The 24783-nt window shown below is 31.9% G+C and carries 33 protein-coding genes, 1 tRNA gene, 1 pseudogene and 1 CRISPR repeat array; of the genes and pseudogenes, 20 read left to right on the plus strand and 15 right to left on the minus strand.

Going from position 1 to position 24783, the window contains the following annotated elements; translation table 11 throughout:
* The first annotated feature begins 65 nt into the window (after positions 1-65).
* Positions 66-1697 carry an RNA-guided endonuclease InsQ/TnpB family protein gene (locus SULAZ_RS01535; RefSeq protein ID WP_012675125.1) on the plus strand — a complete coding sequence of 544 codons (1632 nt, stop codon included), beginning with the start codon at positions 66-68 and terminating at the stop codon, positions 1695-1697.
* Between the two features lie 418 nt (positions 1698-2115).
* A CRISPR array of direct repeats spans positions 2116-2667; the repeat unit is 30 nt; unit sequence GTTTTGTCTGAACTATGTGGGATAGAAAGT.
* A gap of 2 nt (positions 2668-2669) precedes the next feature.
* Here SULAZ_RS01535 and trpE read toward each other — a convergent pair.
* The 12 genes and pseudogenes from trpE to SULAZ_RS01590 form a co-directional block, all read right to left on the minus strand.
* A pseudogene (gene trpE, locus SULAZ_RS01540) lies at positions 2670-4142 on the minus strand (anthranilate synthase component I); the annotation flags it as partial.
* Positions 4143-4922, minus strand: a complete 780-nt coding sequence (gene surE / locus SULAZ_RS01545; RefSeq protein WP_012673647.1) for a 5'/3'-nucleotidase SurE — start codon at positions 4920-4922, stop codon at positions 4143-4145.
* Between the two features lie 16 nt (positions 4923-4938).
* A tRNA-Pro gene (locus SULAZ_RS01550) sits at positions 4939-5011 on the minus strand.
* A gap of 4 nt (positions 5012-5015) precedes the next feature.
* A complete protein-coding gene (locus tag SULAZ_RS01555; RefSeq protein ID WP_012674168.1) occupies positions 5016-5318 on the minus strand; it encodes an HU family DNA-binding protein in 303 nt (100 codons plus the stop codon).
* On the minus strand, positions 5305-5463 hold the full coding sequence (locus SULAZ_RS08985; RefSeq protein WP_012673453.1) for an EGFR-like transmembrane domain-containing protein: 159 nt from the start codon (positions 5461-5463) through the stop codon (positions 5305-5307). The genes SULAZ_RS01555 and SULAZ_RS08985 overlap by 14 nt, the downstream gene beginning before the upstream one ends.
* On the minus strand, positions 5460-5981 hold the full coding sequence (locus tag SULAZ_RS01560) for a gamma carbonic anhydrase family protein (protein ID WP_012674376.1): 522 nt from the start codon (positions 5979-5981) through the stop codon (positions 5460-5462). Before SULAZ_RS01560 ends, SULAZ_RS08985 begins: the two co-directional genes overlap by 4 nt.
* Positions 5982-6083: 102 nt before the next feature.
* Positions 6084-6569, minus strand: a complete 486-nt coding sequence (locus tag SULAZ_RS01565) for a 6-pyruvoyl trahydropterin synthase family protein (protein WP_012674479.1) — start codon at positions 6567-6569, stop codon at positions 6084-6086.
* Positions 6559-7140 carry a coiled-coil domain-containing protein gene (locus tag SULAZ_RS01570; RefSeq protein ID WP_012674191.1) on the minus strand — a complete coding sequence of 194 codons (582 nt, stop codon included), beginning with the start codon at positions 7138-7140 and terminating at the stop codon, positions 6559-6561. Before SULAZ_RS01570 ends, SULAZ_RS01565 begins: the two co-directional genes overlap by 11 nt.
* A complete protein-coding gene (locus SULAZ_RS01575) occupies positions 7127-7906 on the minus strand; it encodes a dihydroorotate dehydrogenase electron transfer subunit (RefSeq protein WP_012674991.1) in 780 nt (259 codons plus the stop codon). The genes SULAZ_RS01570 and SULAZ_RS01575 overlap by 14 nt, the downstream gene beginning before the upstream one ends.
* A complete protein-coding gene (locus SULAZ_RS01580; protein WP_012674051.1) occupies positions 7903-8370 on the minus strand; it encodes a peroxiredoxin in 468 nt (155 codons plus the stop codon). Before SULAZ_RS01580 ends, SULAZ_RS01575 begins: the two co-directional genes overlap by 4 nt.
* 12 nt (positions 8371-8382) lie before the next feature.
* Positions 8383-9009 carry a bifunctional phosphoribosyl-AMP cyclohydrolase/phosphoribosyl-ATP diphosphatase HisIE gene (gene hisIE / locus SULAZ_RS01585; protein WP_012674844.1) on the minus strand — a complete coding sequence of 209 codons (627 nt, stop codon included), beginning with the start codon at positions 9007-9009 and terminating at the stop codon, positions 8383-8385.
* Positions 9010-9111: 102 nt separating this feature from the next.
* A complete protein-coding gene (locus SULAZ_RS01590) occupies positions 9112-10281 on the minus strand; it encodes a nucleotide sugar dehydrogenase (protein ID WP_012674043.1) in 1170 nt (389 codons plus the stop codon).
* Positions 10282-10342: 61 nt separating this feature from the next.
* Here SULAZ_RS01590 and rph point away from each other — a divergent pair, with 61 nt between their 5' ends.
* From rph to SULAZ_RS01605, 3 genes are read left to right on the plus strand one after another with little or no spacing between them, the layout of a single operon-like run.
* Positions 10343-11116: a ribonuclease PH gene (gene rph, locus SULAZ_RS01595; RefSeq protein WP_012675011.1), complete on the plus strand. Its 774-nt coding sequence runs from the start codon at positions 10343-10345 to the stop codon at positions 11114-11116.
* A 15-nt stretch (positions 11117-11131) separates the two neighbouring features.
* Positions 11132-12421 carry an adenylosuccinate synthase gene (locus tag SULAZ_RS01600; protein ID WP_012674228.1) on the plus strand — a complete coding sequence of 430 codons (1290 nt, stop codon included), beginning with the start codon at positions 11132-11134 and terminating at the stop codon, positions 12419-12421.
* A gap of 11 nt (positions 12422-12432) precedes the next feature.
* On the plus strand, positions 12433-12702 hold the full coding sequence (locus tag SULAZ_RS01605) for a hypothetical protein (protein ID WP_012673631.1): 270 nt from the start codon (positions 12433-12435) through the stop codon (positions 12700-12702).
* Here the strand turns inward: SULAZ_RS01605 and SULAZ_RS01610 are convergent.
* Genes SULAZ_RS01610 through SULAZ_RS01620 form a run of 3 tightly spaced genes read right to left on the minus strand, consistent with a single transcriptional unit; the run spans position 12691 to position 14982 of the window.
* Positions 12691-13713, minus strand: a complete 1023-nt coding sequence (locus SULAZ_RS01610) for an agmatine deiminase family protein (RefSeq protein WP_012674385.1) — start codon at positions 13711-13713, stop codon at positions 12691-12693. The two genes, SULAZ_RS01605 and SULAZ_RS01610, sit on opposite strands and share 12 nt — an antisense overlap.
* A gap of 4 nt (positions 13714-13717) precedes the next feature.
* Complete coding sequence (locus tag SULAZ_RS01615; RefSeq protein WP_012674163.1) at positions 13718-14125, minus strand: hypothetical protein; 408 nt, start codon at positions 14123-14125, stop codon at positions 13718-13720.
* Between the two features lie 23 nt (positions 14126-14148).
* Complete coding sequence (locus SULAZ_RS01620) at positions 14149-14982, minus strand: Wzz/FepE/Etk N-terminal domain-containing protein (protein ID WP_012673441.1); 834 nt, start codon at positions 14980-14982, stop codon at positions 14149-14151.
* A gap of 62 nt (positions 14983-15044) precedes the next feature.
* Here SULAZ_RS01620 and SULAZ_RS01625 point away from each other — a divergent pair, with 62 nt between their 5' ends.
* The 16 genes from SULAZ_RS01625 to SULAZ_RS01685 all read left to right on the plus strand — a co-directional run bounded on the left by SULAZ_RS01625 (position 15045) and on the right by SULAZ_RS01685 (position 24780).
* Entirely contained in the window at positions 15045-15344 is a 300-nt protein-coding gene (locus SULAZ_RS01625) for a nucleotidyltransferase domain-containing protein (protein ID WP_012674407.1), read from the plus strand.
* A 14-nt stretch (positions 15345-15358) separates the two neighbouring features.
* A complete protein-coding gene (mntA, locus tag SULAZ_RS01630) occupies positions 15359-15649 on the plus strand; it encodes a type VII toxin-antitoxin system MntA family adenylyltransferase antitoxin (RefSeq protein WP_041675943.1) in 291 nt (96 codons plus the stop codon).
* Complete coding sequence (locus SULAZ_RS01635) at positions 15636-16019, plus strand: HI0074 family nucleotidyltransferase substrate-binding subunit (protein ID WP_012674603.1); 384 nt, start codon at positions 15636-15638, stop codon at positions 16017-16019. Before mntA ends, SULAZ_RS01635 begins: the two co-directional genes overlap by 14 nt.
* A 30-nt stretch (positions 16020-16049) precedes the next feature.
* Complete coding sequence (locus SULAZ_RS01640) at positions 16050-16670, plus strand: Uma2 family endonuclease (RefSeq protein ID WP_012674035.1); 621 nt, start codon at positions 16050-16052, stop codon at positions 16668-16670.
* Positions 16671-16686: 16 nt separating this feature from the next.
* Positions 16687-17292, plus strand: coding sequence for a PDDEXK family nuclease (locus SULAZ_RS01645; RefSeq protein ID WP_012674790.1), 606 nt, complete (start codon positions 16687-16689; stop codon positions 17290-17292).
* Between the two features lie 15 nt (positions 17293-17307).
* On the plus strand, positions 17308-18627 hold the full coding sequence (locus tag SULAZ_RS01650; RefSeq protein WP_012674083.1) for a nucleotide sugar dehydrogenase: 1320 nt from the start codon (positions 17308-17310) through the stop codon (positions 18625-18627).
* Position 18628: 1 nt separating this feature from the next.
* Positions 18629-18838 (plus strand): DUF2281 domain-containing protein, encoded by a 210-nt coding sequence (locus SULAZ_RS01655; protein ID WP_012674621.1) that lies wholly within the window; start codon positions 18629-18631, stop codon positions 18836-18838.
* Between the two features lie 3 nt (positions 18839-18841).
* Positions 18842-19009 (plus strand): hypothetical protein, encoded by a 168-nt coding sequence (locus SULAZ_RS08990; protein WP_012674678.1) that lies wholly within the window; start codon positions 18842-18844, stop codon positions 19007-19009.
* On the plus strand, positions 18987-19109 hold the full coding sequence (locus SULAZ_RS09165; protein ID WP_012673529.1) for a hypothetical protein: 123 nt from the start codon (positions 18987-18989) through the stop codon (positions 19107-19109). The genes SULAZ_RS08990 and SULAZ_RS09165 overlap by 23 nt, the downstream gene beginning before the upstream one ends.
* Before the next feature lie 11 nt (positions 19110-19120).
* A complete protein-coding gene (locus tag SULAZ_RS09245) occupies positions 19121-19276 on the plus strand; it encodes a hypothetical protein (protein ID WP_266105196.1) in 156 nt (51 codons plus the stop codon).
* A 93-nt stretch (positions 19277-19369) separates the two neighbouring features.
* On the plus strand, positions 19370-20095 hold the full coding sequence (locus SULAZ_RS01660; protein WP_012673881.1) for a hypothetical protein: 726 nt from the start codon (positions 19370-19372) through the stop codon (positions 20093-20095).
* Between the two features lie 26 nt (positions 20096-20121).
* Positions 20122-21087 (plus strand): Gfo/Idh/MocA family oxidoreductase, encoded by a 966-nt coding sequence (locus SULAZ_RS01665; protein ID WP_012675027.1) that lies wholly within the window; start codon positions 20122-20124, stop codon positions 21085-21087.
* Entirely contained in the window at positions 21074-21697 is a 624-nt protein-coding gene (locus tag SULAZ_RS01670) for an acyltransferase (protein WP_012673710.1), read from the plus strand. Before SULAZ_RS01665 ends, SULAZ_RS01670 begins: the two co-directional genes overlap by 14 nt.
* Positions 21694-21939 (plus strand): hypothetical protein, encoded by a 246-nt coding sequence (locus SULAZ_RS01675; RefSeq protein WP_012674793.1) that lies wholly within the window; start codon positions 21694-21696, stop codon positions 21937-21939. Before SULAZ_RS01670 ends, SULAZ_RS01675 begins: the two co-directional genes overlap by 4 nt.
* Positions 21920-23506, plus strand: coding sequence for a DegT/DnrJ/EryC1/StrS family aminotransferase (locus SULAZ_RS01680; RefSeq protein ID WP_012673693.1), 1587 nt, complete (start codon positions 21920-21922; stop codon positions 23504-23506). Before SULAZ_RS01675 ends, SULAZ_RS01680 begins: the two co-directional genes overlap by 20 nt.
* Positions 23494-24780, plus strand: coding sequence for an oligosaccharide flippase family protein (locus SULAZ_RS01685; protein WP_012674631.1), 1287 nt, complete (start codon positions 23494-23496; stop codon positions 24778-24780). The genes SULAZ_RS01680 and SULAZ_RS01685 overlap by 13 nt, the downstream gene beginning before the upstream one ends.
* Positions 24781-24783: the final 3 nt, after the last annotated feature.

The raw sequence follows: 24783 nt of genomic DNA on the forward strand, positions 1-24783 counted from the left end.
AGATGAAGGTGTTTATGATGTATTACAAAAGTTTATAGAGTTAGAATTTCTTACTGGAGTATTAGATGGTAAATAAGAACTTAAAAATAACCAGTGGAAGGGACAATGTAGAATTTTACTTAATAGTAGATGGTGAAGAAATACCGCTTAAAAAACAAGACATTAGAAACCTAATAACAGAATTTTTAAAAGATGTTAGACTTGCTTACATAAAATTTTTACCTAATATTGAGCTCATTCAAACAGGTAAATACTTTACTGTAAACATTAACTCAAAGAGACTTACAAACGAAAATTTATCTAACTCTCTAACAAAGTTAATTCCAAAGAATTACATAGAACTTGAAATAAATGGAAGTAAAGTAAAGCTTGATTACAAGAAAGATTATGTAGCTACTTCCATACTTTATTCAGTTGCAAAGGATATAACAGGAAATTTAAAGGAAGGGAAAACGGTTGTAATTAAGAACCTACAATATCTTGCAAGGATAAAACCAGATAAAAATACTCCTTACGACAAAGCCTTTTCTCAAGTAATAAAAGAGTTTGAGATAGTAGAAAACGGAAAAACCGTTGAATGCGTTATTACATTTTCTGCCTTTAAAAATGCATCGATAAAAGTAAAGTTTAAAATGAATTTAAGAAAAAAAAACTTTGCAGTCAACAACTCCTATTACCAAATATTAAATAGAATAAAAAACCAAGAGTATAAAGTAGCATACATAGGAATAGGTTATAGAGAAAAGAAAGGTGCATTTTTACTTATATCCTACAAATTTGAAAAACAACCAGAAACTTCTCAAGAACAAGAAAAAGTTATGGGTGTTGATTTAGGACAGGTTTATTTAATTTACTACTCAATAACAAATAGCCACTCAAGAGGCGATATATCACTTTCTTACTCTTGGAAGGATAAAATTATAGGTATATGGAATAGGAAAAAACACCTGCAAAAATCCTTGATGGAAATAAGAAACTTAAAAAAACAAGGAATTAACGATGAAAGCATTGAGAAACGATACGAAAAGATTGTAAAAGAGTTAAACTCTGTTAGGGAGTATGAGAAAAACTTTATGGAAACTCTAAACAAACAAATAGCAACCAAACTTATAGACATAGCCGTTAAAGAGAAAGTTAAAACGATAGTATTAGAAGATTTATCACTATCAAACGAAGAAAAAAATAGTCTTGCATTCCCTAAATGGAACTACTATCAACTACAATCTTTTATAGAAAACAAAGCACAAGAAAATGGTATTCAAGTCAAAAAAATAAATCCTGCCTATACATCTCAAAGATGTCCGAGTTGTGGTTTTATAGCATTCTACAAAGAAATGGTAAGACCTAAAAGAGAAAAATTTACTTGTCCTGTATGTGGTTTTTCTTCAAATGCAGACTATGTAGCAAGTCTAAACATAGCAGAAGAAAACATAGAAGAAAAGATAAAAGCAAGATTAATTAGTGATATAGAAAAGATTGAGAAAGTAGACAAAAACAATAAAGTGTTTACACTCTTTGCTATAAGAAACAGAATAGTTAAAGACTTACTAAAAGAGTTTTTTAACACAAACAACGGTAGCTCAAAAAAACTTTTAAAAAGACTTGAAATTAGCAACAAAGAAGCATATAATACTCTTATACGAGATTTAAAGCAATTTAAAGTAGAATACCTTGACAAAAGAATAAGCAATGTATAAAGTCCGTATCCTTAATGGTGCGGGACAGATTAACAGGTTAATAGACCTGTTCAATCTGGATACGTGGGCTTTCTACCACGTGGGGCTGGCTTAATGCCACGGCTGGGGGCGTTTAGTCCATAAGGCCGAGACCCTACCTGCATAGTTCAGCTTTAAAAAATTAATGTGAGATAGAAAGGAGAAATTAATTGATATTAGGTATCATTTAGCTTTGCATCGTGAAAACAGAAAATATATTATTGTAATATTCAAGTAGTGATGCGGGTGAAAGTGGGAATATAACAGAAAATATATTTGCATTATGTGAGCTACGATGCAGTTAACCTCAATTTGCGAGCGGTTAACGAAAATAAAAACTACCTGCAAATCAGCGTCATTACTTGATTATTTAAATTTTTTTATTTTTAAAAATTAACGGGTTTTGTCTGAACTATGTGGGATAGAAAGTGCCATCGATTGTTATAATCTCGGTCCACTTTCTTTGTTTTGTCTGAACTATGTGGGATAGAAAGTATGCTTTTAGACTAAAATACATTGATAAAATCGAGTTTTGTCTGAACTATGTGGGATAGAAAGTTTATTGGAGTTAAATAATGTTACAAATCATCTATGGGTTTTGTCTGAACTATGTGGGATAGAAAGTCTTCAAAATAATCATACTTTAACCACTCTAAACCTGTTTTGTCTGAACTATGTGGGATAGAAAGACTTTTTCAGGTCAGATAACAGTCACAATCTCTCCGTTTTGTCTGAACTATGTGGGATAGAAAGCAGGTTTTTCGTATGGTATAAAAATTCTATTTTTTTGTTTTGTCTGAACTATGTGGGATAGAAAGTTTTTTTAAATTCATAATTATATTATCACACTTTTGGTTTTGTCTGAACTATGTGGGATAGAAAGTCTCATTCTACTCTAAAAATGATGTAAAAAGCATAGAGGGTTTTGTCTGAACTATGTGGGATAGAAAGCTACTCTACCAATTCTATTGCGGTCATCATAGCTTTGGCTTTATTTACAGTCTCAAGCCATTCTTTCTCCGGGATAGAGTCTGCTACTATACCAGCTCCTGCTTGGATGTATACTGTATCGTTTACTATTACAGCTGTTCTTATAGCTATAGCAGTATCAAGATTGCCATCAAAAGATATATATCCAACTCCTCCTGCATAAATGCCTCTTTTATCCGGTTCTAACTCTTCTATTATCTGCATAGCTCTTACTTTTGGAGCTCCGCTTACAGTTCCAACTGGAAAAACAGACTTAAACACATCTAAAGGATGTAATCCTTCTTTTAAAACTCCGGATACATCTGAAACTATGTGCATCACATGAGAGTAGTTTTCTATATACATAAATCTATCAACTTTTACACTACCTCTTTTTGCTACCTTACCAACGTCATTTCTTGCAAGGTCTACAAGCATAAGATGTTCAGCTCTTTCTTTTTCATCGTTTATAAGTTCTTCTCTGAGTTTTAAATCTTCTTCTAATGTTTTTCCCCGTGGTCTTGTGCCTGCTATTGGTTTTGTCAGTATTTTTCCATCTACAACACTAACTAAAATCTCAGGAGAAGACCCTACCACTTTTATATCGTTAAAGTCTAAATAAAATAGGTATGGAGATGGGTTTATAACTCTAATTGACCTGTATATATCAGATGGGTCAACTTTCAGTTTTTTAAAAAATCGCTGAGATAAAACTACCTGAATTATATCTCCTTCTTTTATATACTCTTTCGCTTTTACTACTGCTTTTTCAAACTCCTCTTTTGTAAAGTTAGACTGCCAGCTATTTAAATCTACTTCTTTTTTAGATAGGGAAAGTCTTTTTATCTGTAATTCTCTGTTTAACTTTTGTTCTATGTTTTCTATTTTTCTTAATGCTGTATTGTAAGCTTCTTCTACGTTTGTATCTTCTGATAAAACGGCTGAAACGATTATTTTAATCTTGTTTGTTAGGTTATCAAAAGCTATAACTTCATCACTTAAAAATAGGTATATATCAGGAACATTTAAAACATCAGGTTTATAATCTCCTACAGGTTCATAAAACTTTACAACATCATAGCCTATATAACCTACGTATCCACCCCAGAATGGAGGGAGAGTATTGTCTTTGTAAGGTTTAAAGTTTTCTGTTAACTTTTTTACCTCATCTATAGGGTCTTTTGTTTGTTTGTAGTAAATTTTTCCTTTGTTGTATATCTCAACAGTGTCTTTTTTTGACCTTATGTAAAAATTTTCAGAAGACCCAATAAAAGAGTACCTTCCAACGTTTTCCCCTCTCTCTACACTTTCTAGTATGTAGTTAAATTTTCCTGGTGTTGCTATTTTAAAGTATACTGATAATGGAGTATCAACATCAAGGAGTATCTCTTTATAAATAGGAACAACGTTGTAATTCTCAGATAAAGATTTAAATTCTTCAAAACTCAAACTTACCATTTAAATCCTCATTATTTCAGACAGAAAATCTTTTTTATCAAGTTCATCAATGGCTTGGTAATCTGTAAGGTCTAACTTTATAGGTGTGATAGATACAAACCCTTCTTTTATCGCCGTGTAATCCGTTCCCGGTTGGCACTCTTCAAGGAGAGCTTCCTCTCCACCTATCCAATAGTACTCTTCTTTTGAAGGAGATAGATACTTAACTATCTCTTCTTTGTAAGCACTTCTTCCCTGTTTTGTAAGTAAGAAGCCTTTTATCTGATTTTTTGGAATTGTAGGAATGTTAACGTTTAAAAATACTCCCTTTGGAAGACCTTGTAAAATCACCACGTTAATAATTTTCATTGCAACTTGAGCGATTTCTTGATAGTTTGGATTTTTCGATGAACCTACAGAGAAGGCCACTGATGGAATATCAAATAATGTTCCTTCCCTTGCAGCTCCTACCGTTCCTGAGTAAAAAACATCGTTTCCTATGTTTGGACCTGTGTTTATACCAGACACTAACAAATCAGGCTTTCTACCATTTAATATTATATTTAAACCTAAGTGCACACAGTCAGCAGGTGTTCCATCAGCAATGTAGTAAAAGTTTTTTTCCAGCTCTACTATCTTAAGTGGTCTTGTAAAGGTTAAAGAATGGCTTGCTCCAGACATATTTCTGTCTGGCGTTACCGTTATTACTTCGTACCCTGCCTTCAGGAGCTCTTGCCTTATAGCTAAAAGACCTTTTGATTGATAACCATCGTCGTTTGTTAAAAATACTAATTTTTTCATTTTAACCTCATTAGAGTCGGAGCGACCCGATTCGAACGGGCGACCTCTGGCCCCCCATGCCAGTGCGCTACCACCTGCGCCACGCTCCGATTTTTATTTTTGATTTATTTTTTTCTTTAACTCTTTTCCGGCTTTAAAAGATATTCCAAGTCTGTCTGGAATCAACTTTTCTTCACCAGTTTTAGGGTTTCTTCCTACTTTGCCTTTTCTTCTTTTGATTATAAAGGTACCAAAACCAGATATCATTACTTTTTTACCTTCTTTTATATCTGTTGTAAGGTATTCTGAAATCATATCAAAAGTATCGTTAACTATTTTGTGAATTTCTCTTTTATCTAAACTTAAGTTTAAGTCTTTGTCTTTATGAATCATATTAACTATATCAGCTCTCTTCATCTTTCACCTCTTTTTTATAGTATTTTTTATCTCTTTCATCTACAACGGTTTCGTTTTTACTCCAGTAAACCATAAGCCCTACGATAACTAAAGCAGCTATTACAAACACTACAATAGCAATTATAAGCTCTACTGTTTCGTTCATTTTAGTTCCTCAAGATAACTATTCTTATATTTTACATAATTTTCAGCAGATTTTTCCAGCCAATTTAACTCCTCTTCTGTAAGTTTTCTTACAAATTTTGCTGGAACTCCTGCCCATAGAGATTGAGGCTCTATAATTTTTCCCGGTGTTACTAATGCTCCTGCAGCTACGATTGATTGCTTTCCTACCACTACACCGTCCATAATTGTAGCAGACATACCTATAAGACAAAAATCTTCAATAGTGCAGGCATGGATCATTACTTTGTGTCCTATTGTGACGTTATTGCCTATTACAGTTGGGTACTTTTTGTGGTCAACGTGTATTATTGTACCATCTTGAATATTTGTCCTTTCTCCGATTCTTATATAGTTAACATCTCCTCGGATAACGACGTTGTACCAAACACTGCTGTCTTTACCTATTTCTACGTCTCCTATTATTACAGCGTTTTCCGCAACAAAAACAGTTGGGTCTATTTTAGGATAAACTCCTTTGTAAGGTTTAATTACTGCCATCTTTCTTTCTCCACTTTTTTATAAACTTTACACCTACTATAAAGTATAAGCCTGTAAAAAAAACCATTATGATCATAGCAGGTATAATCTTCCAAAACTCCACTACTCTCCTCTATAGGTTGCCTTTCCTGTTGCTGTTTCCCAAAGAGTTACACTTACAACCTTTATATCTTCTTCTAAGCCAGCTTCTTTTAACTTTTGAACTAAAAAGTCGTAAAAGTACTTAGCCAGAGCTTCCGCCGTTGGACAAAAATCAACTTCTGTAATCTTATAACAACCAAAAAGCTCTTTAAATTTTGGATATATAGGATCGTTTACGTCTATTATAAATGAGTGGTCAAAAACGTTATCTACTAAATCCTTTAACGCAGATTTTATATGGTAAAAATCTACTACTACATCTTGCTCGTTTAAAGTGTCAGACCCTACAGTTACTTCCAGAACATAGCTGTGTCCGTGAAGGTTTACGCACTTGTTTTCAATTACAACACCTTCAGATAACTTTGCAGTTTTTCCTGACCTTAAATCTTGCTTCCATACTCTATGTCCTGCTTCAAACCTAAATATTTTAGTTATCTCATACTTCATCTGCTTTCCTCCTACTATCTAAATACGCTTTCAGTATAGCTGCTGCTTTTGGATCTTCTTTGGCTTTTTCTGTAAGATTCATTATAATTTCTGATTCATCTTTTTCAGCTAATTTTTCAATCTCTTCGTTAAATTCTTTTATCTCTTGGTTTGTGTCTTTTTTATACTTATAAAGTATATAAAGTATATACATAAACACTATAAAAATGCTGAATATTACAAACTGTATTATATTTTGAAGTAGTAATGCTTTGTTTGTATAGTTGTAGAGCTTTTCTAATTTATTATCAAGAGTTCGTTGATTTTGTTTAATCTCTTCTATATCTGACATTAGTAGTTGTAAAATTTCTTTATCCTTTTGGGAAAGACCTTTTATATTTTCTATCTGGGATAATTTTTCTTCAAGACTTTTCTGTTTTTGATATAAACGTTGTACTTGATCTTCAACTTTTTTCAGTTGCTCCTCTTTTACACCTTTATACTCTATCACTTTAGGTTCAACTATCATCTGTTCTGAAAATCCTTGAGTAGTAAAGATTAATAAAACAATCAAAAACTTAAAGTATTTCAATCTCTTTTGCCTCAAAAACGGGTCCTTCATAACAAACTCTTACATAATTATCTTTGCTTTTATCTTTTACAACACATCCTACACATATTCCAATACCACAAGCCATTCTGCTTTCTAACGATAGATAACAAGGTCTGTTTTTACTTACAGCTATCTTACTTACAGCTTTCATCATTCCCTTAGGACCACAAACCAAAAGAGGTGCTTCAGGGTTATCTTCTATTATTTTCTCTAAATCCTGAGTAACTAACCCTTTTTTACCAAAACTTCCATCATCGGTATAGTAGATAACTTCTACTTGATTTTCTTCTATCCACTCTATCATAGATAAATCTTCTTTCTTTCTCGCTCCATACAGAGCAGTGTATTTTTTACCTTTTCTCTTAATCTCTTTTATAAAAAGACTTAATCCTGCAAAACCTATACCACCACCTACTATAATGTAGTTATCGTATTCTTCTGGAAAAAGGTTATTTCCCAGTGGTCCAAGAACTTTTAAATACTCTCCTTTATTCCTTGTTGTTAAGTAAGAAGTACCTTTTCCATAAACATCATAAAACAAAGTGATTGTATCGTCCTCTATATCGGCAATTGCAAATGCTCTCCTAAGTAAAGGATCATAGTAATCTTCTAATGTTGGTTTTACCATTACAAACTGTCCTGATTTTGTGTTTTTTGCTATTTCTGGAGCTTGTAGTTTAAGAATGTAAGTTTTTCCACTTATATACCTGTTTTCTAAAATTTTACAGTCTAAATCGTAAATCACTTTTTAACCCCGTAAAATTTAAGAATTTGGTCAACGTGTCCTTTTGCTTTTACATTTTTCCAAGCTTTTTTTATATTACCATCTGTGTCTATTATAAAAGTAGACCTTATTACACCCATTGTTTTTTTACCGTACATCGTTTTTTCTCCGTATGCACCATACTCCTGCATAACTTTTTTCTCAGTGTCTGATAAAAGTATAAAGTTCAAACCGTACTTTTCTTTAAATTTTTTATGATTTTCAATAGAGTCTGGACTTACACCTACTACAATTGCATAGTCCTTCAATAAGTTAAAGTTATCTCTAAAGTCGCAGGCTTCTGTAGTACATCCAGGAGTATCATCTTTTGGATAAAAGTAAAGGATTATGTCTTTACCTTTTCCAAGATAATCTTTTAAACAAAAATTTATTTCCCTTCCATTTTCATCTATTCCTGGTAGACAAAAATCTTTTGCTTTTTCCATTTTTTATACCTCCTACTTATACCTTTTTAATAACTCTTCTTGAATATCTTTTAACTCTACTCCTGAATCAACTAATGCAACGATTAAATGAAAAAGTAAGTCAGATACTTCGTACACAATTTCTTCTTTATTTTTATTTTTAAGTGCTATTACCGTTTCTATTGCTTCTTCCCCTACTTTCTGGATAATCTTATCTGAACCTTTTTCAAACAGTTTTACGACGTAAGAATTTTCTGGTTTTAATCTTTTTCTCTCTTCAACTTTTTCGTATAGTTTATGTAAAATCTCGAAAGGTAAAGGTTTTGTATCTTTTTCTAAATTTAGATTTCTATAAAAGCAGCTTTCTTCACCAGTATGACAAGCTGGACCTTCTTCAACTACAAGGTAAATAACACTGTCCTCATCACAATCTACTTTTATGTCTATAACTCTTTGCAGATTTCCAGAAGTTTCCCCTTTTTTCCACAAAGATTTTCTTGACCTTGAGTAGTAGGTTGCATATCCGGACTTTATAGTCTCCTGTATTGCTTCTTTATTTGCGTAAGCTTGCATCAAAATTTTTCCAGAATAATAATTTTGAGCTATAACTGGAACCAAGCCATTTTCGTTGAATTTAATAACATCCTCTAAATTAAACAACCAAAAACCTCAAAGTCTTACTTTTTAATCTATCATATTATAGCATCGTTTAAATTAATCTATTATATTAAGCTCCATACATCGGAAACTTATACAGAGATTTTAATCTCTACCAAAAATGTCTCTCGTATAAACTTTTTCTTTCACGTCTTCAAGTTCACTACTGTATCTATTAGTCAAGATAATATCTGATTCTTTTTTTAAAGTATCTAAATCTACAATCTTAAAGTCCATAAATGTACTTTCTTTTATCAAAGGCTCATATATGATAACTTCAAAATCTTTAGCTTTTAGGTACTCAATAATATCTATAATCGCAGCTTCTCTAAAGTTATCAGACTCAGACTTCATCGTAAGTCTATACACTCCTACCACTTTTGGATTCTTTTTTACAACTTGTTCAGCTATGTAATACTTTCTTGCTATATTCGACTCTATAGTGCCTTTTATTAGATAGTGAGGAATGTTTTTTTCCATGTAGTTTGCAAGAAGCTGTTTTGTATCTTTTGGCAGGCAATAACCACCGTATCCAAAAGATGGATTATTGTAGTGCATTCCTATCCTTGGGTCTAAGCAGACACCTTCTATTATTTCCCTTGAGTTTAATCCATGACTTTCTGCAAACGTATCAAGTTCGTTAAAAAATGCTACTCTCATGGCTAAGTAAGTGTTAGCAAAAAGCTTTATACTTTCCGCTTCCGTTGAACCGGTAAAAAGGACTGGTACATCTTTTTTTATAGCTCCTTCTAAAAGTAAGTTGGCAAACTCTCTTGCTCTCTCACTTTTTTCACCAACTACTATCCTTGAAGGGTACAGGTTATCAAATAGGGCCTTTCCTTCTCTTAAAAACTCTGGAGAAAAGATTATGTTATTGGTTTTAAACTGTTTTTTTACTTTTTCTGTATATCCAACAGGGATAGTAGATTTTATCACCATAACAGCTTCAGGATTTACTTCTAACACTTCTTTTATCACAGCTTCTACAGATTTTGTGTTAAAGTAGTTCGTTATAGGGTCGTAGTCTGTAGGTGTTGCAATGATTACGTACTTAGCATTTTTATACGCTTCATTTTTATCCAAAGTAGCTTTTAGATTTAGAGGTTTTGACTTTAAGTAGTACTCAACATCTTTATCTATAATTGGAGATACTTTGTTATTTATCAGTTTAACTTTTGTTGGGTCTATATCTTTTAAAACCACTTCGTGGTTTTGTGCTAACAGTATTGCATTCGACAGACCTACGTATCCGGCTCCTGCTACAGCTATTTTCATAAAATCCCTCTCTTTTAAATTGTGATAAAATATATTCTATCACACACTTAAGGAGGACTTTTTGAGACCGGATAACAGAAAACCAGCTCAACTTCGCCCAATCAAAATAACCAGAGATTTCAACATCTACGCCGAAGGTTCAGTTTTAATAGAGTTTGGTAATACAAAAGTCATAGTTACAGCTTCCATAGAAGACAAAGTTCCACCTTTTTTAAAAGGTTCAGGACAGGGATGGATAACAGCTGAGTACTCTATGATTCCAAGAGCATCAGAAACAAGGTCTTTAAGAGAGGTTGTAAGAGGTTCTCCATCTGGAAGGACTCACGAGATACAGAGATTAATAGGAAGGTCGTTAAGGGCTGCCGTTGATTTAAAAAAGTTGGGAGAAAGGACTATATGGATTGACTGTGATGTTATTCAAGCAGATGGAGGAACAAGAGTAGCTTCTATAACAGGAGCCTTTATAGCAGTAGCAGATGCCCTTATAAAACTTGAAAAAAACAACTTAGTAAAATCAAACCCACTAAAAGATTACGTAGCTGCCATAAGTGTGGGAAAGGTTAACAACGAGATAGTTTTAGATTTAAACTATCAAGAAGACTCAAAAGCCCAAGTTGATATGAATATTGTAATGACTGGCAAAGGAGAGTTTGTAGAGTTAGGAGCTACTGGAGAGGAAAATACTTTTACATATCAAGAACTTCAAAAGATGATTGAGTACGGTAAGTCTGGGATAGAAAGACTTATAAAAATCCAAAAAGAGTTTATTGAAGGAGTTCCATCTTTAGGACACTGGGAAAGGAAGAATATAAAAGAGTTTGTTTACAAAGAATAAGCTGGAGGAAGAAGTTTGAAAGAAAGCTTGATTATTTTAGGGTCTCAATGGGGTGACGAAGGAAAAGGAAAGATAGTTGATTTACTTGCAAAGGATTTTGATTATGTTGTAAGATACCAAGGTGGCAGTAATGCAGGACACACAGTTATTGCAAACGGTAAAAAGTACACACTTCATCTAATACCATCAGGAATACTACACGAGGGTGTAAAAAACATAATATCTAACGGTGTAGTTGTTGATATACAAGAACTTCTTAAAGAGATGGACCAAGTAAGAGATGTTGTAAAAGATTTTAAAAACAAACTTTACATAAGTGAAAGATGCCACGTAGTATTTCCTTACCATAAACTGTTAGATGCTGTTTCTGAAAAATCAAAAGGAAAAGATAAAGTAGGAACAACACTAAAAGGAATAGGACCAACCTATATGTCTAAGTATGGAAGAACAGGGATAAGAATAGTAGACCTATTTGACCCAAAGTACTTTAGAGTTAGATTAGAAAAAGCTTTTAACGAAGCAAAAGAGATAGTAGAGAAAGTTTACCAAGAAGAGTTTAACTTAGACTTAAATCAAATCTACGAGACAACCCTTAAAGATTTTGAAAAAATCAAAGACTTAGTAGCCGACACTTCTTACCTTTTAGACAAAGTTATGAGAGAAGGTAAAAAAGTTTTATACGAAGGTGCACAAGGAACTATGCTTGATGTTGATATGGGAACTTATCCTTACGTCACTTCATCAAATGCATCAGCTTTAGGTATTTGTAATGGAACTGGTGTATCACCTAAGTTAATAGGACAAGCAAAAGTCTACGGAGTAAGTAAAGCTTACACCACCAGAGTTGGAGAAGGACCATTTCCAACGGAGTTAAACGATGGTCTTGGAGAAAGGTTAAGGGAAGAAGGACATGAGTATGGTTCTACAACCGGAAGACCAAGAAGATGTGGATGGCTTGATTTGGTAGCTTTAAGGTTTGCATGTAGAATTAACGGTTTAGATGGCTTGATTATAACAAAACTTGACGTTTTAGATGTTTTTGATGAGATAAAAGTCTGTGTTGCCTATGAGTACGAAGGAAAAACTATAACAGAGTTTCCAGCTTCCTTAAAAGTCCTATCAGAATGTAAACCTATCTATAAAACCATCAAAGGATGGAAAACAACTACCCAAGGACTTACAGACCTATCAAAACTACCACCACAAGCCAGAGAGTTTATAAAAATAATAGAAGAGGAAACTCAAACAAAAGTTGTAATGCTGTCTACAGGTCCAGAAAGACACCAGTACGTATGGACTGATTGAGGGGTAGTACTATGTACGACGTAATGAAACAAGCAGAAGAAAAGTTAGTTCAAGTTGGGACTGATTTAACTGTATCAGTTATATTTTTTGTAATGTCAATCATTATCCTAACGATTATAGCTTTTATAATTCTTACGATTAAAAATAACAAAAAACCAGCTGAGGAAAGAAAATCCCAGCTGGCTATCTTTTTAATCTCCGTTTTTACAGGTTGGGCTATCACAACCATTATTTTTGTTTACAGAATGGTAATGATAGGAATTAGCCACTTAAAACAGTAAAGGAATCTGTTGAGTTAAGCAGTGGAACGTCCCAAGTCCTACTACAATATCGGTAGCATCTATTCCTACCACTTTTCTATCTTTGAAAACTGACTGTAAAATCTCTAATGCCAATCTATCTTTATCACATCTAAAGGTTGGGACGATAACTGCGTAGTTTGATATGTAAAAGTTTGCATAACTTGCAGGTAATCTATCTCCTTTGTAGTAAACTGGGTCAGGCATAGGAAGGGTTATTATATTTAACGGTTTTCCATGGATATCTGTAAATGTTTTAAGAATATGATAATTTTCTTGCAGTATATCATAATTATCATCATTTTTATTGTCTTCAATCACTGTTATTACTGTATCTTTATCAACAAATCTTGTAATATCGTCTATATGGCCATCTGTATCGTCTCCCACTATACCTTCTTTAAGCCAGAGTATCTTACTTACGCCAAAGTATTTTTTTAAATTTTCTTCTATCTCTTGTTTAGACATATGGGGATTTCTGTTTGAATTTAGCAAGCAGGACTCGGTAGTCAAAAGTAAACCCTCACCGTTTACATCAATAGACCCACCTTCTAAAACCATGTCTATATCTATTCTTTCTACACCTAAATACTGAGCCATCTTAGTTGGAATCTGGTCATCTAAATCATGGGGATACTTTCCACCCCAAGCGTTAAATTTAAAGTTCAAAGCTACCAAAGTATTTTTATCTAAATCTTTTACAAAAATAGCTCCGTGGTCTCTACACCAAGCATCATTTGTAGGAAATCTATGAATTACAACCTGATTAGGGTCAACATCTTTTTCCTTCAATCTCTTTTTTAGGTCCTCTTCCATCTCTTCATCGTTAATGTTAACATGTACCTTTTCCCCCAGACTAATCCATTTAATCATCTCAACATACTTATCTCTAACATCATCTATCTTTTCAAAAAACGTGTCTGGATTGTAAGGGTAAGAAAGCCAAGTTCCATAATGTTTTTCCCACTCTGCAGGCATATAGAGTCTTCTCAACTTACTACCTCGTTAAAATCATCTTTATATAAGTATTTGTAAGTCCATACTGTATCTTTATCACAATAAGCTGATTATCCTTCTTATAAGATAAAAGGGCATCTCTCCCAATGAGAGCTGAAAATTTAGTCCAACCATTCTTAGGCATCTCTCTATCAAAAAAGTTAACTAAATCCTGTATATAACCCTCTCCTTTGTAGATAAGATAAGCTCTGTAAACTCCATTACCTTCAAAAATCAAAGACTCACTTTCTAAAAACTGAAAGTTTGAAGGAATGATAAAAGTGTAATCACCTTTTCTCTCAGTTTTGGCTATGAAGTTAATAGGAGCATTTGGCTGGATAACTATCTCATTAGAAGCACAAGAGGTTAAAAACGCAATAAAACTTATTAAAATAAGAATCCTTTTCATCTCACAAACCTCAAATTTGATTTTTAATATACCTTATTTTTTCTCCTATTTTCCCATGCTTCAACCACTAAAGCAACAAATAAGGATAAAAATAAAGAAGATACGAATCCTATTGCTAATATTAAACCTTTTTTAGGTTTAGAAGGAGCTGTAGGATATGAAGGAGAATTTACTACTTTAATAAAACCTTCTTTATTATTTTTGAAAAGTTCTAATAAGTAATATCCTGAAGATATTTTTTCAACTTGGTTTTTTACTAATTCCATCTTTAATTCATCTTTTTCTACCATAGCCTTTTTATACTCAATATTCAGTAACTCTAACCTTTTTTGATATTGATTTTCTAACTGAGTTAAAAATTGGTTTAAGTTTTGGTTTACTACTTTTTTTAGTTCAATTAAATAATCTTCATTTAATTTTTTTGCTGTGTTAGGGTCATACCAAGATATAGATATTCTAAAAACTTCGTTCTTTTTATTTTGCCCTGATTTTTTATCTTGGTCTACTTTTAGATTATTTTTAATAAATTTTTCGGGTTCTATATTTAGGTTATTATTTTTTAAGACTTTTTCTGCAAGGTCCTTACTGTTTAAAATAGGTAGTATAGGAAAGTTAAGTTGAGATAGAATGTATAAAGATTCCCTGTCTAAACTCAAACTTGGAGAAGTATTAATATTTACTACTACTATTGAAGACTCAGAAGTGTACTGCTTTGGAATTGTAAAAGCTACCAATGTAGCTATTAAAGTTCCTAAAAGCGTTATTGAGAATATTATTTTTTTTCTTTTCCACAGTTTTTCAAAAAGTTCAAACAAATCTATTTCATCTTCACAATATTTTTGATTTTCCAAGCTCATTTATATCGTATCTCCTTTTTTGTTATAATTAGGATGATAAAATTTTACCATATTTTGAGATAATGACGAAAAATAACCTTCGGCTTTCTGATGAAGAAATTAATGTTATAAAGATGGTTATAAAAAACTACGACCCAAATGCAAGAGTGTTTATATTCGGAAGCAGAACAGATTTAAATAAAAAAGGTGGAGACATAGATATACTGGTAGTATCTAACAACATAGATTACAAGAAAAGAAGAAAAATAAAGGTAGATTTACTACTTGCTTTAGGAGATAGAAAAATAGATCTTATAATAACTGATAACCCTGAAAAAACAGAGTTTACAAAATTAGCTTATAAGTACGGAGTAGAGATTTGAGCTTATCCAACAAAATGGATAAAGCAGAAAAGTACATACAACTTATAGTTAAGGAGCTGAAAACCTATAACCCTAAAAAGATAATCCTGTTTGGCTCAAGGGCTAAAGGTTGTTATAAAAAGCAGTCAGACATAGATATAGCAGTAGATTTAAACCTTTCTTTTAGAGAAAAGAGAAAGTTGAAAGAGAAAATTGATGAGATAAGTGGTTTATACAGTATAGATCTAATCTTTTTAGATGAAATAAAAGAAGATTTTAAAGATATTATACTTAGAGAAGGAGTTATCTTATATGAAAAAAAGTGATGTTTTACTAAAGATTCAAAATTTTGAAAAAGCGTTAGATAGGCTAAAAGAAGCTGTAAGTAGTGCAAAAGACGATTTAGACAAAGACGGAGTTATCCAGAGGTTTGAGTTTACAGTAGAACTTCTTTGGAAAACTTTAAAAGCTATATTAGAGTATCAAGGTTTAGAGTGTTATTCACCAAGGAGCTGTATAAAGGAAGCTTTTAAGTCAAAAATCATAGATGATGATGAGATTATTTTAGATATGTTAGAAGATAGGAACTTAAGTTCTCATGTTTACGACGATGAGGTTAGTAGGAAAATCTTTGAAAGGATAAAAAACGTGTATATAGAATACTTGGAAAATTTAGATTTAAGGCGTAAACTTTAGTATGTAAGTAATTTTTTTGGGAGGTTTAACATGGGAACATCTCAGATTATTGATAAAAATAAAAAAATAAAGAAAAGGAAAGTACCAAAAGAGTTAATATACGAGATGAGATACGGAAAACCCATATACTACAGAGATTACGACAAAGTTTTAGAGGGAGAGAAAACACTAGAAGAAGTTATGGGAAGCAGTAAATTACAAGTATTTATTATTTCAGTTATACTTGATTTCCTATTTAAAACTCTAAACAGTAAAAATTATATAATTGCAACCAACGAAGCAGGCTTTCAATGGGCACCAAGAACTTGGAGAAACCTTGATATAGCCATATTTGACAGGAAAAAACTCTTAGAAGAAGGAATAAACAACAAATATGCCAAAACTCCTCCAGAAATTGTTATTGAGATAGATACAAAAGCAGATCTAAGAAAGTACGGAGACTTTATGAACTATCAAAGGGAAAAAACTCAAGACTTGTTAGACGCAGGTGTTAAAAAAGTAATATGGTACACAACCTTTGACAAAAAAGTTATGGTAGCAGAAAAAGACAAACCTTGGATAATTACAGACTGGAATTATGAAGTTGAGATAGTTGACAACCTAAAACTCAACCTTGGAGAGATCTTAATTAAAGAAGTTGAAAACAAATAATAATCCGGAGGAAATTATGGCTACAGCTTCAATAAAAAAGAAAAAAAGTAAAGTAAAAATTCCGGATTACCTTGTTTACGAAATATTAGATAATAAAAAAATTTACTACAAAAACTACGAAAAGGTTCTTTCTGGACAGCTGCCAAAGGAGGCTGTAATGGGAAGCAGTGATTTACAAGCATGGATAGTGGATCTGATCACAAAATTTTTACACTTAAACTTAGATTACAAAAAATATAAAGTTTTTCCTAACGAAGTAGGATACTACTACACAAAAACCAGAAAAGGAAAGTGGCTAAACCTTGACATTGCAATAGTAAGCAGAGAAAAATTAAAAAAACCACAAGGCACATACTTAAAAGTCCCACCTGAGGTTGTTATTGAAGTAGATACAAAAGCTGATTTATCAGAGATAGGAGATGAGTACTTTTTCTTAAAAACAAAAAAACTTTTAGAAAGTGGAGTTAAAAAAGTTATATGGATATACACTCAAGCAAAGAAAATTATGGTAGCGCAAGAAGATAAAGAGTGGAAAATTGTAGACTGGAATTACGACATAGAAATAATTGACGGTATAATATTTAATCTTGAAAAGAAATTAGAAGAAGATTTAAAAACATAAAAGGAGGAATTTTAGATGGATGTAAACCAATTTAAAAAAGGGAATCCAGAAAAAATAGCCATTATAGGTCTTGGATACGTAGGATTACCACTAGCAGTCTTATTCGACACAAAGTATAATGTAATCGGGTACGATATAAACCCACAAAGAATAAAAGAGCTGAAAGAGGGATACGATAGAACAAAAGAAGTAGAACCTGAAAAACTAAAAAATTGTCAAATAGATTTTACAGACAACCCAGAAAAAATATCCCAAGCAAAAGTAATAATCGTTACAGTCCCAACCCCTATAGACGAGTACAACATTCCAGACTTAAGACCAATACTCTCAGCTTCTAAGACAGTTGGAAGATATATGAAAAAAGGTAGTATAGTTGTATACGAATCAACTGTGTATCCCGGACTAACGGAAGAAGAGTGTGTACCGATATTAGAAAAAGAAAGTGGCTTAAAGTGGAAAGAAGACTTTAATGTAGGATACTCTCCTGAAAGAGTGAACCCCGGAGATAAACAGCACACAATAGATAAAATAAAAAAAGTAGTAGCCGGAGACACACCTGAAATAACAGAATTTTTAGCTAAGCTCTATGGAGAAGTAATAACAGCAGGAATACACAAAGCACCAGACATAAAAACAGCAGAAGCTGCAAAAGTAATAGAAAACACTCAAAGAGATTTAAACATAGCACTAATGAACGAACTATCAATAATATTTAACAAAATGGGAATAGATACAAAAGAGGTTTTAGAAGCTGCATCAACCAAGTGGAACTTTTTAAGGTTTGAACCGGGGTTGGTTGGCGGCCATTGTATTGGCATTGACCCGTACTACCTAACCTTCAAAGCCCAAGCAATAGGCTACCATCCGGAAGTAATACTAGCCGGAAGAAGAATAAACGACTACATGGGTAAGTACGTAGCAGAAAATACAGTTAAGAAATTAATAAAAGCCGGAAAACCGGTAAAAGGAAATAAAGTACTAATACTAGGACTGACCTTTAAAGAAAACATATCAGACATAAGAAACACGAAAGTTATAGATGTTTACAACGAACTAAAAGAGTACGGTGTAGATGTCTATATCTACGACCCCTACGCATACCCGGATGAAGTAAAACACGAGTACGGTATAGAACTGTTAGACAACATAGAAAAACACACACCATACGACGCTGTAATAGTAGCAGTAAAACACAAACCATTTATTGAAGAATTAGACTTTAAACAGTACAAAAAACTAATGAATAACGGCGGAGCTCCAATCTTAATAGATGTAAAAGGAATGTACAACAAAGAAAAAGCACTAAAAGAAGGCTTTTTATACTGGAGGTTATAAGATGAGCATTGATAGTAAAGAGTTAAGACTTGATGTTTTACCAGAAGAAGGAAAAAAGGAACTTCTTGATTTTTATGAATTTTTACTGCAAAAATATGGAATATCAGTAAGGAGGGAAAGTAAAAAGAATATAAAGGAATTTATAGGCATCATAAAATTATCTAAAGAACCGTTGAGATATCAAGAAGAAATGCGTAAAGAGTGGGAATAGTTTATGAACTATAATAATTCTTGGAGTGAATTTAGAAAAGTTAGAAACTTGTTAGCCCACGATTATCCTGATGAGATAGAAGAAAAAATTGAAGCTATAAATTATTTAATAGAAAAAACACCATTACTAATAGATGTGGTGAAAAAAATTGAAAATAAGATTAAAAGATAAAGAGATAGAACTTATTAAAAAAGTTGCTACAGATATTTTTGGTAAATGTGATATATACATATTTGGAAGTAGATTAAAAGATAAAAAAGAGGAGATATAGATATTTTTATAATTCCGGAAGAAAAAAGTAATTTATTTGAAAAAAAATTAAAACTATCTTCAAAATTAGAAAGATTATTAGAAAAACCTGTTGATGTTATAGTAAGTAGAGATAAAAATAGAGAAATTGAAAAGGAAGCTTTAAAAGGAGTAAAAATAACAGAATAAAAACACTTGAAATGTTTAAAAATACAGCTTTAATTATTTACAAAGCAACTGTAGAGTAAATTTTATCTATTAACTACTGTGGAGGCATGAGATATGGAAGTATTAGAAGAAAAAGTGTCCCAACTTGAAGAAATGATGATGAGACTTCTCTACATCCAGCAAAAAACAGAGATGGAGATCCAAAGTTTAAGTAGAGAGATGAAAGAGTACAAGCAACAAGTTGATAAACAGATAAATGAATACAAGCAAGAGAACGATAGAAGATTTGCCAAAATGGATGAAGAGTTTGAAAAGTACAAACAGGAGAATGATAGAAGATTCGCTAAGATGGACGAAGAGTTTGAAAAGTATAAGAAACAAGTAAATGAACAAATAAGAGAAATGAACAAAAAATGGGGTGAGATATCTAACAAATTGGGAACTATAGTTGAAGACATAATCTTCCCGGCTTCAAAGCCGGTTTTAGAAAAGTACTTTAACTGTGAAATAACAGATATACACATGAACAGGAAAAGAAAAAAAGATAATCTAAAAGATGAGTTTGATGTAATTGCTGTCAGTGACCCTTGTAAAACTGTGTATCTAATAGAAGTAAAAGCAACTCCAAAGATAGAGTATATAAATGAGTTTAAAGATGAGAAAATAGAAAGATTTAAAGCTTTATTCCCGGAGTATGAAGATTATAAACTCGTCCCTATATTTGCATCTTTAAGGTTAGAAGATGATATAGTAAACTACTTAACAAAAAATAAAATATACGCAATGGCATACAGAGAATGGGAGTATATGGACATTCTTAACTTTGATGAGGTAAAATAGTTTGTAAATTACTGGGGAGGTTTTTTATGAAAAAATTTGCATTGATAGGAGCAGCTGGGTACATAGCACCAAGACACATGAAGGCTATAAAAGATACAGGCAATATCTTAGTTGCAGCTTTAGATAAGTGTGATAGTGTAGGGATAATAGATAGTTACTTCCCGAATGCTCATTTTTTTACAGAGTTTGAAAGATTTGACAGATTTGTAGATAAACTCAGAAGAAAAGGAGAAAAGGTAGATTATGTCTCTATCTGCTCACCCAACTATTTACACGACGCTCATATAAGGTTTGCATTGAGAAATGATGCAGATGCAATATGTGAAAAACCCCTTGTCCTGAATCCTTGGAATATAGATGCTCTTAGTGAGCTAGAAAAAGAAACTGGAAGAAAGGTTTACAATGTTTTACAACTTAGAGTTCACGATTCTATAATTTCTTTAAGAGATAGAATTCAAAACGAATACAAAGCAAAAAATAAAAAATATAATATAGATTTGACTTACATTACTTCAAGAGGTAACTGGTATTTTGTTTCTTGGAAAGGAGATTTATCAAAATCTGGAGGAGTAGCAACAAATATTGGAATTCACTTTTTTGATATGCTTATCTGGATTTTTGGAGATGTTAAGCATACAGAAGTACATTACTCAGAACCTTTAAAGAAGATGTCTGGGTATATAGAACTTGAAAAAGCAAATGTAAGATGGTTTCTATCTGTAGATTACAACGACCTTCCAGAAGAAATAAAACAAAAAGGCCAAAGAACTTACAGGTCTATAACTTTTGATGGGGAAGAGATAGAATTTTCAGAAGGGTTTACAGATTTACATACAGTAGTGTATAAAGACATTCTAAACGGTGGTGGTTTTGGTCTTGAAGATGCAAGACCTTCTATTGAATTAGTTTATCAAATCAGGAATTTAAATCCCGTTGGATTTAATGAGAGAGCTCATCCTCTAGCTGTGGAGAAGTTGTATGGAAAAGAGTAATTACTTTGTCCATGAATCTGCGTACATAGATGAACCTGTAGATATAGGAGAAGGAACAAAAATATGGCATTTTTCCCATATTTTACCAAATACAAAAATCGGTAAAAACTGTATTATTGGACAGAACTGTATGATAGGTCCGGATGTAAAAATAGGAGACGGATGTAAAATACAGAATAACGTCTCTATATACAAAGGTGTAGAGCTTGAAGACTACGTTTTTTGTGGACCTTCCTGTGTTTTTACAAATGTTCTAACACCCAGAGCATTTATAGAAAGGAAACACGAATTTAAAAAAATCATTGTTAAAACCGGTGCTACAATAGGAGCTAACGCAACTGTAGTTTGTGGAAACACCATAGGGAGATACGCAATGGTAGGGGCAGGAGCTGTAGTAGTTTGTGATGTTGAGGATTACGCTCTTTACACTGGAGTTCCTGCTAAAAGGGTTGGTTGGGTTTGTAAATGTGGAGTAGTTTTAGTCCATAAAGACAGGATAAAAGGTGATGTAGTAAAAAAAGATGGAAAGATAGAAATTATTTGTAAAAGTTGTAAAAGTAGATATCTTTTAGAAGGTAATAAATTCTATCCTTTAGAGGAAAAAGTATGAAAATTATAATTAATGTTTTAAACGAGGAAATTTTAGATAATTTACTATGGTTGTTAAAACATTTTGAAAAAGATGGTGTAGAAATTATTAAAAGTGAAGAAGATAAAGAAGAGTGGAGTGATGAGTATATTGAAAAAAATTGGAAAGAAATAGGTATGAAAACAAACTCAGTAGATTTTGATGATGATGAGAAACTTTACGAAGCTGTAGGAGAGTTTTATAATGAGAAATATTCTGATTGATTTAAACATTCTTTTAGATTACTATGAAGAAAAAAGAAGAAAAAAGTTTCCTTATTCAGTAGAAGCTTTTGATTACTTGAAATACAAAGATTTTGCATTTGTATCTTCTTCATCTCTTGATAATTTTGTGTTTTTAAAGTATAAGTATATTTCAGATGCTTACCCAGATATGAAAAGACAGCATAAAATAAAAATAGTTAATAATTTTTTAAAGGAGATTTTATCTTTTTTCAAGTTAGCTAAAACTCCTACCTATATAGAAAAAGATTGGGATGATATAGAAGATTCTTTATTAAGATCAAGTGCAAAAGCGATTAATGGTTTAATTTTAACAAGAGATGAAAATTTACTAAATGAATATCCTGATATCACTATATCTCCAAAAGAGTTTGTTGAAAAGTATGTAAAGGAAAATAAAAAAACAAATATTCCTATGTTAGACCTAACGAGAGAAACTTACTATATGTACCCAAAAATAGAAGAAAATATAGATAAAGTTATCAATAAATCCAATTTTATACTTGGAGATGAAGTAAAAAAACTTGAAGAAAAAGTAGCAAACTATATAGGGACAAAATACGCTGTTGGAGTATCTTCTGGAACAGATGCTCTTGTCTTGGCTTTAAGGGCTTTAGCTATAATAAGAAAGAAACAGGAGTACTGGAACAAGGACGACCTTATAATAACGACTCCTTTTACATTTACTGCAACTGGAGACTCAATACTCAGGAGTGGAGCCACACCTTTGTTTGTTGATATAGACTTAGAAAATTATACCATTGATACACAACTGATAAAAAAAGCTCTTGACAAGTATTGTTCAAGGGTAAAAGGAATAGTTCCTGTTCATTTATACGGTCATCCTTGTAATATGGATGAAATTATGGATATTGCCAGAGAGTACAATCTTTTTGTAGTAGAAGATTGTGCTCAGAGTTTTGGTGCAAAATGGGATGGCAAGATGACAGGGTCTTTTGGTGATGTGGGATGTTTTAGCTTTTTTCCATCTAAGAATTTAGGTGGATTTGGCGACGGTGGAATGATAACGACAAAGGATGAAGAAATTGCTGAAGTTATTCGTATGCTACTAAAACACGGTGGAAAGGATAAGTACAATGTAGACCATATTGGTTATAATGCAAGACTTGATACTATTCAGGCTGCAGTTTTACTGGCTAAAATGGAGTATATAGATGAGTTTACAGAAAGAAGAAGAAAAATAGCAAACATCTATAATAACCATCTTAAAGGTTTAAACTGGCTAAAAACACCATCTGAACATCCAAGAGCTTACCATGTGTATCATCAGTACACAGTAAGATTGATAGAAAAAGATAGAAATCAACTGCAAAAGTATTTAAAAGAAAACGGAATAGACTCTATGGTATACTATCCGGTGCCTCTTCATAAGATGAAAGTTTTTGTAAACAATGGTATGGAGATTTTTGAAAGTTTAAAAAATAGTGAGCTTGCATCTAAAAGTGTTTTAAGCCTACCTATTGAGCCATTGATGGAGGAAGATAAAATAAAAAAAGTTATAGAGAAAATTTTTGAATGGGATTTATGAATATAGTAAATTCTTTAAAAGATAGAGTACTTAAAAGTGAGTTTAATAAGAGTGTTTTAGTATTAGCTGGTGGGACAGCCGTAGCTCAAGCTGTTCCAATTTTAATCTCCCCTATTTTAACAAGATTATATACTCCTGAGGATTTTGGAGCTTTTGCTATATTTATGTCTATAACGTCAATTATTTCAGTAATTGCTTGTGGTAAATATGAACTTGCTATAATGCTTCCAGAGAAAGATGAAGATGCTATAAATGTTGCGGCAGTTGCTTTTTTATTCAATGTTTTTGTAAGTGGTTTGTTTTTTCTTTTTATTTTATTTTTTGGAGATTGGCTTTTAGATGTTTTAAATGCTAAAAATCTTGGATGGCTAATTTATCTTGCTCCTTTATCTGTATTTTTGTTGGGGACATTTAGTATATTGAATTACACAAATAACAGGTTTAAACTTTATAAAGATATATCTAAAGCAAATATATATAAATCTTTAGCCGGTGCTGTTGTTCAGATAGGTATGGGATTTTTAAAATATAAAACAACAGGATTAGTATTTGGGTATATAGCTTCTCAATTATTTTCTAATTTTAAGTTATTTAAGAATATTTCTAAGTATTTCAGTTCTATAAATTATCTATATATAAAAACCATGTTTCATAAGTATAAAAACTTTCCTATATATTATGTTCCGGGTGCTTTAATAGACACTATATCTTCAAATATACATTTTTTCTTTATTTCTTTCTATTTTGGAATAAAAGTAACAGGATTATATTTTTTTGCATATAAAATAGTAAGTGCTCCTTTTAGTTTAATAGCTTCAGCTATTTCCCAGGTCTTTTTTAGAGAATTTTCTTTCCTATTCCAGAAAGATTTAGTATCAGCAAGAAATTTTTTAAAAAAAACGGCATTGAATTTATTAATTTTATCCATATCAGTAAATTTTGCTTTAATTGTGCTGATATATGTTTTCTGGAGTTTCATTTTTGGGTTGAAATGGGAAGATTCTAAATCTATAGCTATAATATTATTAATCTCTTATTTAATAAGATTTATTGTTTCTCCTATTAGCGTCGCTCTTGTTTCTTCAAATAAATTAAATTATCTACTTCAATGGCAAATTTTATATTTTGCAGTCGAAGTTATATTTTTTGCAGTTATATATATTTTTCATATTAGTTTTCAAGATTTTTTGTTATATTTAATATTTGTAGAATGGTTCATATATTCCGTATATCTAATATTTATATTTAAATCTGTTGAAATAAAAAAGAGGTAAATA

The organism is Sulfurihydrogenibium azorense Az-Fu1 (genome assembly GCF_000021545.1).
Lineage (GTDB): Bacteria > Aquificota > Aquificia > Aquificales > Hydrogenothermaceae > Sulfurihydrogenibium > Sulfurihydrogenibium azorense.